The sequence below is a fragment of the Chloroflexus sp. genome, assembly GCF_034432675.1.
Classification (GTDB): domain Bacteria; phylum Chloroflexota; class Chloroflexia; order Chloroflexales; family Chloroflexaceae; genus Chloroflexus.
The window spans coordinates 1-9,521 of record NZ_DAOUBI010000034.1 but is presented as its reverse complement, the minus strand read 5'-3'; the positions used below and the strand labels follow the sequence as shown (position 1 = coordinate 9,521).

Sequence of the window (9,521 nt, the reverse complement as noted above, 5' to 3'; positions counted from 1 at the left end):
GGGCCGTCCTCCGTGTCATCGCCGGAGCGATTGACGGGTGAAAGTATAGCAAGAGCTGCCGGTTTTGTCAAGCGGGTAGAACCTCACACGATGTATCCCGTCAGAATGAGGCATAAGAGTAATCTGGGACTTGACAATGTTCCTGCACTTCACCACGATATTTACGTGGTACACTGTTAGCGGGAAACCGAAGAAATCGCCCCAAACCAACCACGAAAGGACTACTGTATTCTTGTGTTGACACAACGAATGACAACCCTGGTCGAGCAGTGGAAGGCAGTCGGCGACCGGCGTTCTATCTTTCTTGCCTGTTATCGGCGGATGACAAAGAACATGCTCTCCGCAGTGGCACGTCACGACTTCTTCGATCCCGATTGGGTCGCTCATTTAATCGACAGCTTTGCCGATTATTATTTTGCCGCTCTCGCGGCCTGGGAACGCGACCAGAGTGGACCGGCTGTCTGGCAGTACAGCTTCACCTACGCCAATCGGCAGAATGCATCCGTTGCGCAACATTTACTACTCGGTGTGAATGCCCATATCAATTGCGATCTGGCGCTGGTACTGGACGATCTGCTACACCAGGAATGGCCATTGCTCTCTGCGGAACAACAGCGTCAGCGCCATGCTGATTATCTAGCCGTTAATCGTGTCATCGAACAAACTATTGATCGGGTGCAGGATGAAGTTATTGCTCCCTACTCAGCAACGCTCCAGCTTCTTGATGCGGTTTGTGGGCCATTCGATGAGTGGTGTACCGCTCGTCTGATCCGTAACTGGCGTAATGATGTCTGGCGACAGGCCCTGGCTGTGATGAGCCTGAACGATCAGGAAGAACATCTGACTGACCGTCATCAGGTTGATCAGCTCGCACTGGCCAGGGCTTATCTTCTCAGCGGTAATCTGACCGAAGTGAGAAGTTTTGGCTATCCATTGCGCTGGTTGAAACGACTACGTTTGCTTTAAGCGATAAACACAACGAGGAGATATGTCTGCTGAAACACCATTGCCATTGTGGCGGGTCTGGCTCTGGCCAGCAGTGGTAGGTATCACTATCGCTGTTGCCAATGTGCTGGTCTTTATCCTTCTCCCTCCTGATCTGGTTGAACGGTTAGGCGCCCTCGGTTACGTTGGGGCGTTTCTTTCTGCCGGAATTGCGAATGCGTCGATTGTGGTGCCGGTACCGTATTACCCATTGCTGATTCGCCTGGGACAGGCGTTTAATCCCTATGGCGTCGCAATCGCTGCGGCTGCCGGATCGGTCTTGGGTGAGCTGGTGGCTTTTTACGCCGGACGCAGTGGGCGCAAAGCGATGGAGCGCACTTCGTTCTACGATTGGGTGCATCGCCAGATGCAACACCCATGGCGTGCCCCACTGGTGCTGTTCGTCCTGTCTGCCCCTCCCAATCCCTTTTTCGATGTGGCAGGCATTATTGCCGGTGCAGTTGGGGTGCCGGTTTGGACATTTGTCATTACGGTGTTTCTTGCCCGCATCGTGCGCATGGGGCTGGTTGTGGTGCTGGGCTATACTCTGTTTGGCGGATGGTGATAAAAACCGGTACGCTGTCGTTGTTCTCGTGACAGCGTACCGGTGCAGGCAATTGACCTTTAGGCTGAGCGAGTCTCGGATTCGCTACCGGGGTTGACACTTGCCGCCTCAAGCGGTAAGTTAAGTGGGTTTTCCGCTTGAATCTTGATCTCCTCTGGATCGATGCCGGGTGCTGCGCCACCAAAGGTGGTATCGGCATGCAATACTTTCTGCTCTTTCAGCGCAGCGATCTGCTCTGGCGTCAACACACGTGACTCGTCGAAGCCCAGATCAATCTCAAGCTGCGTGCCACGCACATGCACACGACCCAGATCGTAGAAGCGGCGGGTGACCGTCGTCTTCATAAAGGCACGTAAACAACCCAACATATAGCGGCGCTTGAAGGGGTCTTTGATAAATGGGTATTCGAGAAACGCCTTACGCATGTAGAAGCGTGCATAGTTGCGGAGGACGCCTTTCAATACCTCTTCCCGATCCATCAAATCAGGCTTCATGATCGGAGTCACGAAGTTGTATTTGGCGTAATCACGCACCTCAACCCGGTCGCCCAGTTCCTCAAATAGTTCCGCAAATGGCCACGGGGTGTACATGTTCCAGTTCGCCATATCCGGCTTCCAGTCGAGGACATAGCGGTATGTCTCCTCGATGGTCTCCGGCGTCTCGTTCTCCATACCCATGATGAACTGCGCTTCAGCCACCATGCCGTGCTTCTTAATCAGTTCGATAGCCCGTTTATTCTGTTCAATGGTGGTCTGTTTGCGGAAGCGGTCGAGATTCATCTGGGCTGCCGCCTCGGTACCGAGCGAAATATGCACCAATCCCGCCGCTCGCCAGAGGGGTAACTGCGCTTCATCGCGCAAAATGTCGGTCACCCGCGTGTTGATGCCCCAATAGACTCGTACCTGACGCCGTATCAATTCTTCACAGAGGGCAGTGAACTTCTTGCGGTTGATTGTCGGTTCTTCATCAGCCAGGATGAAGAAGCCAACGTTGTAATCACGTACCAGTGTCTCAATTTCATCGACAAATTTCTGTGGGCTGCGCGCCCGGTAACGGCGCCAGAATTTCCACTGTGAACAGAAACGGCATGTGAACGGACATCCACGTGCGAAGTTGGGCACGGCCACACGCACATTCATCGGCACGTAAATGTAACCCTTCCAGTCGTAGAGGCTCCAATCCGGTGTCAGTTTGTCGAGGTCAGCAATCGGATCACGGGCCGGCGTCGCCACGACTTTGCCATCTTCGAGGTAGGCAATCCCGCGAATCTTTACCCGGTCACGCTGATCACTACCATAGGCGATGGCCTGCATCAACTCAACAATAATCTCTTCACCTTCGCCACGCACGATATAGTCGATCCAGGGCGCTTCAGTCAGCACCTGACCATACATAAAGGTCGGATGGATACCACCGAGGATCAGCCGGGCATTTGGTAGTTCTTCGCGGGCAATCTTGAGCGTCTCCTGGGCTTTGTAGATCATCGGCGTAATCGCCGTCGCCATGACAACATCAGGGCGATTGTGGCGCAAGATAAGACGTAGCTTCTCGTCAGGCAGGTCTTCGGTCATGGCATCAACAAAGCGCAGGTTATCAAAACCTGCTGCCCGTAATGCCCCGCCAATGTACGCCACCCAGCTCGGTGGCCAGTTGCCGGCAATCTCTGCTCCACCAGCATGGTAATTCGGCTGGATCATCATGATCCGCATGCGAGACCTCTCTTCCTTTTGACGACCAAGTCTGAACTACACGTACATGGAAAACTATGATGAGCAGCAGATCATCTGCTCAACTCCACTGCAAACTCACACCGGCCCGCGCCCATCGCCCGGCACGCTACCTCGTGTACCCGCAATCGATCACAAACCACCCGGCGCAGTAAGCCCTCGAACGCAGCCCGATAGTAGGCACATACTGGTTCGGTAGCTCGTACCCCACGGGCTTCAACACTATCGGCCAGGGTCAAACGCCATGCGGGCTGCAACGTGTAGCCGAACCGTCCACTCCCGGCAAACGTCCAGGCATGACGGGCAATAGCGGGCAGAAAGATGCGCAGGGCGAGTCCAACCGGCAAACGGGGAAGTAACCAGCGAATTGGCACCGGTACGCGGTGTGTTGCCACATACTGCGCAGTCAAGTCACCAGATTGCGCGAGCACATCTGCTGCTGCCGATACCCCTAACCAGAAACGCAGATCGGCAATCAGGTCACCAAATTCGCTCTCTGGCAGCATATGGTCGGGCATCGCATCCAGCAAATGTCCACGCCCTGTTCGCCGCAGCCAGTCCGCAACTGCCTCTTCACCGTACTGAGCACGCGCTGCTGCAACAGTCTGAATGATCGAATTTGGCCCAATTCGAGCTTCCGTAGCAACCTCTTGCATAGTCAGCCTGCACTATTACTTGAAGTGTCAATGTATGCCTTAAATGTAACATTTTTGCTTCCATCCGCTCGTTGTGATTCATTCACTCAGCGTAAAAACCGGGTGAAGAAAGCTGGGCAGAAGGTTGGCAAGAGGTTTTACCGGGCAATGACCGCTAGGCACACTGGCTCTATCCAGCCATATCAATGCGTGTGTACTACTGAGGCGATTGCCCGTTCGCTATCGAGCGTGGGACGGGCCGGGTGAAAGAGGGTCAGGAATTCAATATTGCCGGCAGGGCCGGTAATCGGCGATCGGGTCAGCGCAGCAGGATTAAGACCACAGGTGCGCACGAAGCCGAGAATATCGCGAATGACCTGCGCGTGCACTGCGGGATCACGTACCACGCCGCCTTTGCCAACATGCTTTGGCCCTGCTTCAAATTGCGGCTTAATCAGCGCAACGATCCAGGCTGCCGGAGCCACGAGCCGCTGCACTGCCGGCAGAACCAGGCGCAACGAGATGAAGCTCACGTCGATCACGGCACAGTCGGCCAACGTATTGGCCGGCAGCGCCGTCAGATGGCGAATGTTCGTTCGTTCAAGCGCCACGACTCGCGGGTCATTCCGTAAACGGTGATCGAGAATGCCGTATCCAACATCAACTGCGAAGACACGTCCGGCTCCCCGTTGCAGTAAGACATCAGTAAAGCCACCTGTCGAAGCACCGACATCCAGCGCGGTTAAGCCTGTCGGATCAAGCTCAAATTGATCAAGGGCATGGGCCAGTTTAAAACCACCACGACTGACATATGGCAAGCCGGTACGCACCTCAACACTGGCATCGTCAGCGATCAGCGTTCCGGCCTTGGTCTGGACCTGACCATTCACCAGCACCTGGCCGGCCATGATCAATGCCTGCGCCCGTGCCCGTGTTTCAGCCAGTCCACGACTAACCAGTACCTGATCGAGGCGCTGACGGGGCATATTCACTCTTCCCGCTGCAATTCAAGTTCCAGCCGGGCGATCTCTTCTTCTAATTCGGCGACCATAGCCCGTAACCAGTCCGGCGGTAGGTTGTGGGGATCGTGGAGTTGGGCGCGCAGCATACGTAATTGACTGCGCCGTAAACGCAACTGTTCACGAATGGTTGAATGGCGATCAACCGGCGGTGAAGCGGGTGGCAATGGTTGACCGGCAAGGTAGTCAGTCACCAGTTCGGTAATCAGATCATCAAGCTCAATATCCCGCTCCCGAAGCAACCAGTTCAGTTGCTCACGTTGGGCCGGGGTCAGCCGAAAGCGAGTTGGAATCGTAAAATATCCGCTCATACTGACCTCATTATATCAAATCTGGGCACAGCGACAGCTTGACCCACCATCCAATCATCACCCTATGCCGGCGTTGCGCCCTGCACTTTACTCCCAGCCCCAGCTTCCATCGGGGGAGTGGGGAGTAGGGAGTGGGGCGTGGGTATGATCGCGATGTATGCTGTTGTGGGCAACTGGCCCGATGGCAGTGCGCAGCCCCAGCCCGTGCCTGATGGATTGCCGTACCCGCTCGTCATGCGCGTGTCGCGCAGTTTGGCGTGCGGCAGCCATGCTGCCGCGCCAGCCGTGCTCACGATCCGGCGTGTGGTACACCGTTCCCCATCCTGGTCACTTATGCATCATCCACTACTGGTATCAACCACATGCGTATCAGCGGCTATGATCGCCATAAGTGTTGTTGTGGGCAACTGGCCCGATGGCAGTGCGTAGCCCCAGCCCGTGCCTGATAGACTGCCGTACCCGCTCGTCATGCACGTGTCGCGCAGTTTGGCGTGCGGCAGCCATGCTGCCGCGCCAGCCGTGCTCACGATCCGGCGCGTGGTACACCGTTCCCCATCCTGGTCACTTATGCATCATCCACTATCGTTCTGGGACCATAGGCCGGTATGGTCGTGATGACGTGTGTGATTGCCCTTCAGGCCATTGTGTTTCAAGATGGCGGTATCGTGGCTATGGGGGCCAATATCTTCAACATGGGGATTGCCACCGCCGCGATTGGTGGCTGGATCGCCCGCCCCCTGCTGGTTCAGGATCATGCCTTCACCACCAATCGGCTGCGTATTGCCCTGGTTGCTACCGCTACCGGTTGGTTGTCCGTTATGGTCGCCGCCGTTCTTACCTCTGCCCAACTCGTGCTCTCTGACCTTCCGGCAGGTATCGTCTTTCCGGCGATGCTCGGCGTCCATGCGAGGAAGCCATCCGCATGCTGCGGGCACGCGACAGCCGCTGTGCCGCCATTCCCGGCTACCGCTATGGTCAGACCCTCCGCTAGCGAGCACGGATCACCGGCCAGATGATTGCCACCTTCGTGATCCGTGCCTGCGAGCGCAGTGAGCGGGTCTACGCAGCAATGCTGGCCCGCGGCTACACTGGCCATCCCCTGCGTACCACCCATCCCCCACTCTGTGGGAGAGAGTATGCGCTGCTCGGTGGTGGATTCGTGGTCTTCGCAAGTATCCTTGTCATTGCCTACACCTGAACCATGATTGAACTAACCCAGCTCTGGTATCGCTACCCCGATCACACACCGGCCCTGCGTGGGATCAGCCTGACCGTCGCCGCAGGCGAAAAAGTTGCCCTGCTCGGTGTTAACGGTGCCGGCAAAAGCACGCTGCTCCTCCACCTCAACGGAACGCTCCATCCAGAACGCGGAACCGTCATCGTCAACGGGACACCGGTCACAAAACAGACCGTGCGCCAGGCGCGGGCAATGGTCGGGCTGGTCTTTCAAAACCCCGATGACCAGCTCTTCTCGGCAACCGTCGGTGATGATGTCGCCTTCGGGCCGCAGTATATGGGGCTACCGCCGGCAGATGTCACCCAACGAGTACACCAGGCGCTGGTAGCAGTCGGCGTGCAGGGGTTCGAGCAGCGCCCGCCTCATCGCCTCAGTCTCGGTCAGCGCAAGCGGGTCGCTCTGGTCACGGTGCTGGCGATGCAACCGGCCATCCTTAGCTTTCGATGAACCGTCCGCCGGGCCTAATCCGCATGCCCGCCGCGAACTGATCGAACTCCTCCACGCCCTCCCCCAAACGATGATCATCGCCACGCATGACCTTGACCTGGTAGCCGATCTCGCGCTACGTGCGATTGTCATGGCCGATGGGCAGATCGTTGCCGATAAAGCGACGACAACCTTGCTTGCCGATCAGCACCGTCTGTATGAATTCGGTTTGCGATAGGAATCAGGTAAGAGGACGCCACTGACGGAGCTGCGTAAAGAAGTGCGCAACCATCTCGGTATGCAGCGGGAAGGCCAGCTCAATTGGCGCAGTGACAATCACCCGTTCCGCAGCTTCACTGTTAGGCAGAAAGCGAGGCAAATCCTCACTTCGCAACTGTGGCCCCAGCCCAAATACCAGCAAATAGCCGTCAGAGGTGCTGCGTACCGCAAAATCGCTGATCAATGCCGGATCAACCTCAACCCCGGCTTCTTCCTGCAATTCGCGCGCAGCCGCATCCTGCCAGCGCTCACCCATCTCGATAAACCCACCCGGCAGTGCTAATTGCCCACGCCGCGGATAGGCAGCGCGTCGGATCAGGAGCAGGCCATCATCAACCGGCTGCAACAATAACACAACCGGTAAGGGGTTGCGATAGGTTGTACTTCCACAGTTGGCACACAATCGTGGCCATGGCTGATGCTCGGCGAAGGGGTGACCGCAAAATGAACAGAACGAATGTTGGCGATACATGTGTCTCTAAGGCGACGATTAACGATTCCGGCAAGCACTGTAGTATAACATAAAACGATCCCCCTTGCGCATTGTGGATTCACCCTCTTGATCCTACGAGGCAGATGGGCGTGTCCAGCTTTGCTGTTCGGCCATCTCACCAGGCACCGTTTGATCTGAGGCTAGACAGCGATCAAAGGCAGCGTGCAACAGCACCTCATCAACCCCACCGGGCAGGCCGATGAAGGCCATCTGCGTCTGCGGTATCTCATCACCCCACGGCTCACCCACGGTCACGTGTACCCGCACCCCCACAAGCTGAAGGATCGCTTTCCGCTGCGGAACCTCGGCCAGATAGACAACACCCTTTCCGCGAAAGATTGCCGGTGGCAGATCGAGAATCACGCGCCGGAAGGCACGCAGTGTAAATGGTCGTACCGAAACATAGCTCCATGTCGCAAATGCAGCGCCGTGATCATGGTCATGCTCGCCATCGTGCTCATGAGTATCCTCAGTAACACCCTCTGCCGGGTGCAGGCGGATCGTCGCCGCAGAACGTTCATTATCGAACAGCAGATCGAGCGGCACATCACCGTAGCTCGTCGGCAAGATACGGGCCTGAGGCATAATTCGCCGAATCCATTCCTCTACCGAACGATGACGTTCAGGCGAAATCAGATCAATTTTATTGAGTACGACAATATCGGCGGCGCTGATCTGATCAATAATCAACGACTCATACGTCGGCTGTTGATCAACATACTCAGCATCAACCACCGTAATCACGCCATCGAGGCGGAACAATGATCGCAATTCTGGCAGGAGAAATGTATCGGCAACTGCCCATGGATCGCTGACCCCGCTCGTCTCGATAATGACATACTCAGGTGGCAGCGGACGTTCCAGCAGGTTCAAAGCAGCCCGCAACAAATCATCGCGGATCGTACAGCAGATACAACCATTCGCCAGAGCGATAGTATCGCTATCAACATCAACCACAAGCTGCGTATCAATGTTGATAGTGCCGAAATCATTGACCAGCACCGCAGTCCGAAGCCCAAGGTTGGCGCGTAAAATCCGATTCAAAAGCGTCGTCTTACCCGCACCGAGAAAACCGGTCAGAATCGTAATCGGAATAGGGGATGCATTCACTGTATATCTCCTTCATTCAGGAACGCCGGCGTGGCCGGCAGCAGACACAATCGATCCCGTGCACCACCCGTGCCACCTGAGCAGGGGTGGCATACACCGGCGAGGACTCCCGCCGGGTGTGAAACACACTCACCGAGCGCACGCACAACCCATGGCAGATCGGACACTCGACCGGATCGTCAGCCTGCCAGGCCGGTCGGCGCTCTTCCAGCTCAATTTCACACTCCGGACACTCATAGACATAGAGCGGCATACGTACCATCCTGATCACTTATGCTCAATTGGTGTGACGATATCAATCAACGCCAGGTCCATCCTCCAACCGCCGGCGCACGCACCTACCATCCCACTGCTCTGTCACTATGTAGAGAGATCAACTGGCGGCAATTTATAAGACCTCGTCTCAAAAACATAGAACGCAAATATGGATTGGCGACACTTGTCAGGCAGTCCAGAAATAGCACCAGTCATCAGCTGGTACCACGTTGCTTACAAACCGGTGCCGATGGATGCAATTCCTACGGTTTGTTTTGATACAATATATCATTAACGAACACAAACGTCAATCTTGCTTACCTGCACTGACGTTGACTCCCGCCCCCAGCAAGGTTCAGAAACGAACAGAAGGTCTACATTGTCGTTTTTCACCACAGAGGCACAGATGGTTGTTGCGCTTCGTCCATACCCCAATCACTGTGATCGTGCACACCACGTTCATCACGGAGGCTTGTTGCG

The 9,521-nt window shown here is 55.9% G+C and carries 13 protein-coding genes; 6 read left to right on the top strand and 7 right to left on the bottom strand.

Annotation, left to right across the window (positions count from 1 at the left end):
* Positions 1 to 234: 234 nt before the first annotated feature.
* Entirely contained in the window at positions 235 to 966 is a 732-nt protein-coding gene (locus VAE55_RS03055; protein ID WP_322814346.1) for a DUF5995 family protein, read from the top strand.
* 22 nt (positions 967 to 988) lie between these two features.
* Positions 989 to 1,549 (top strand): VTT domain-containing protein, encoded by a 561-nt coding sequence (locus VAE55_RS03050; protein WP_012259510.1) that lies wholly within the window; start codon positions 989 to 991, stop codon positions 1,547 to 1,549.
* A 59-nt stretch (positions 1,550 to 1,608) separates the two neighbouring features.
* On the opposite strand, the gene bchE is transcribed toward VAE55_RS03050, so the two are convergent.
* From bchE to VAE55_RS03030, 4 genes are all read right to left on the bottom strand, one after another.
* Positions 1,609 to 3,258, bottom strand: a complete 1,650-nt coding sequence (gene bchE / locus VAE55_RS03045) for a magnesium-protoporphyrin IX monomethyl ester anaerobic oxidative cyclase (RefSeq protein WP_322814345.1) — start codon at positions 3,256 to 3,258, stop codon at positions 1,609 to 1,611.
* A 71-nt stretch (positions 3,259 to 3,329) separates the two neighbouring features.
* A complete protein-coding gene (bchJ, locus tag VAE55_RS03040; protein WP_322814344.1) occupies positions 3,330 to 3,932 on the bottom strand; it encodes a bacteriochlorophyll 4-vinyl reductase in 603 nt (200 codons plus the stop codon).
* 182 nt (positions 3,933 to 4,114) lie between these two features.
* Entirely contained in the window at positions 4,115 to 4,897 is a 783-nt protein-coding gene (locus VAE55_RS03035) for a TlyA family RNA methyltransferase (RefSeq protein WP_322814343.1), read from the bottom strand.
* 2 nt (positions 4,898 to 4,899) lie between these two features.
* The gene (locus VAE55_RS03030; RefSeq protein ID WP_322814342.1) at positions 4,900 to 5,241 is read right to left on the bottom strand and encodes a hypothetical protein; all 342 of its coding nucleotides are present in this window, start codon (positions 5,239 to 5,241) and stop codon (positions 4,900 to 4,902) included.
* 614 nt (positions 5,242 to 5,855) lie between these two features.
* Between VAE55_RS03030 and VAE55_RS03025 the strand changes: the two genes are divergently transcribed.
* From VAE55_RS03025 to VAE55_RS03010, 4 genes are all read left to right on the top strand, one after another.
* The gene (locus VAE55_RS03025) at positions 5,856 to 6,257 is read left to right on the top strand and encodes an energy-coupling factor ABC transporter permease (RefSeq protein WP_322814341.1); all 402 of its coding nucleotides are present in this window, start codon (positions 5,856 to 5,858) and stop codon (positions 6,255 to 6,257) included.
* Entirely contained in the window at positions 6,254 to 6,439 is a 186-nt protein-coding gene (locus VAE55_RS03020) for a CbiQ family ECF transporter T component (RefSeq protein WP_322814340.1), read from the top strand. Before VAE55_RS03025 ends, VAE55_RS03020 begins: the two co-directional genes overlap by 4 nt.
* Positions 6,440 to 6,442: 3 nt before the next feature.
* Positions 6,443 to 6,925 (top strand): ABC transporter ATP-binding protein, encoded by a 483-nt coding sequence (locus VAE55_RS03015; RefSeq protein ID WP_322814339.1) that lies wholly within the window; start codon positions 6,443 to 6,445, stop codon positions 6,923 to 6,925.
* A gap of 70 nt (positions 6,926 to 6,995) precedes the next feature.
* Positions 6,996 to 7,142 (top strand): hypothetical protein, encoded by a 147-nt coding sequence (locus tag VAE55_RS03010; protein WP_322814338.1) that lies wholly within the window; start codon positions 6,996 to 6,998, stop codon positions 7,140 to 7,142.
* Positions 7,143 to 7,145: 3 nt separating this feature from the next.
* On the opposite strand, the gene VAE55_RS03005 is transcribed toward VAE55_RS03010, so the two are convergent.
* The 3 genes from VAE55_RS03005 to VAE55_RS02995 form a co-directional block, all read right to left on the bottom strand.
* Positions 7,146 to 7,655, bottom strand: a complete 510-nt coding sequence (locus tag VAE55_RS03005) for an NUDIX domain-containing protein (RefSeq protein WP_322814337.1) — start codon at positions 7,653 to 7,655, stop codon at positions 7,146 to 7,148.
* A 93-nt stretch (positions 7,656 to 7,748) separates the two neighbouring features.
* Complete coding sequence (locus tag VAE55_RS03000; RefSeq protein ID WP_322814336.1) at positions 7,749 to 8,786, bottom strand: GTP-binding protein; 1,038 nt, start codon at positions 8,784 to 8,786, stop codon at positions 7,749 to 7,751.
* A gap of 16 nt (positions 8,787 to 8,802) precedes the next feature.
* Positions 8,803 to 9,039, bottom strand: coding sequence for an FmdB family zinc ribbon protein (locus tag VAE55_RS02995; protein WP_322814335.1), 237 nt, complete (start codon positions 9,037 to 9,039; stop codon positions 8,803 to 8,805).
* Positions 9,040 to 9,521 lie beyond the last annotated feature (482 nt).

Excerpts from the sequence above, each read along its gene's own strand:
- VAE55_RS02995 (WP_322814335.1), bottom strand. The coding sequence starts at position 9,039 with ATGCCGCTCTATGTCTATGAGTGTCCGGAGTGTGAAATTGAGCTGGAA.
- VAE55_RS03010 (WP_322814338.1), top strand. The coding sequence starts at position 6,996 with ATGATCATCGCCACGCATGACCTTGACCTGGTAGCCGATCTCGCGCTA.
- VAE55_RS03015 (WP_322814339.1), top strand. The coding sequence starts at position 6,443 with ATGATTGAACTAACCCAGCTCTGGTATCGCTACCCCGATCACACACCG.
- VAE55_RS03025 (WP_322814341.1), top strand. The coding sequence starts at position 5,856 with ATGACGTGTGTGATTGCCCTTCAGGCCATTGTGTTTCAAGATGGCGGT.
- VAE55_RS03005 (WP_322814337.1), bottom strand. The coding sequence starts at position 7,655 with ATGTATCGCCAACATTCGTTCTGTTCATTTTGCGGTCACCCCTTCGCC.
- VAE55_RS03030 (WP_322814342.1), bottom strand. The coding sequence starts at position 5,241 with ATGAGCGGATATTTTACGATTCCAACTCGCTTTCGGCTGACCCCGGCC.
- VAE55_RS03050 (WP_012259510.1), top strand. The coding sequence starts at position 989 with ATGTCTGCTGAAACACCATTGCCATTGTGGCGGGTCTGGCTCTGGCCA.
- bchJ (WP_322814344.1), bottom strand. The coding sequence starts at position 3,932 with ATGCAAGAGGTTGCTACGGAAGCTCGAATTGGGCCAAATTCGATCATT.
- bchE (WP_322814345.1), bottom strand. The coding sequence starts at position 3,258 with ATGCGGATCATGATGATCCAGCCGAATTACCATGCTGGTGGAGCAGAG.
- VAE55_RS03020 (WP_322814340.1), top strand. The coding sequence starts at position 6,254 with ATGATTGCCACCTTCGTGATCCGTGCCTGCGAGCGCAGTGAGCGGGTC.
- VAE55_RS03035 (WP_322814343.1), bottom strand. The coding sequence starts at position 4,897 with ATGCCCCGTCAGCGCCTCGATCAGGTACTGGTTAGTCGTGGACTGGCT.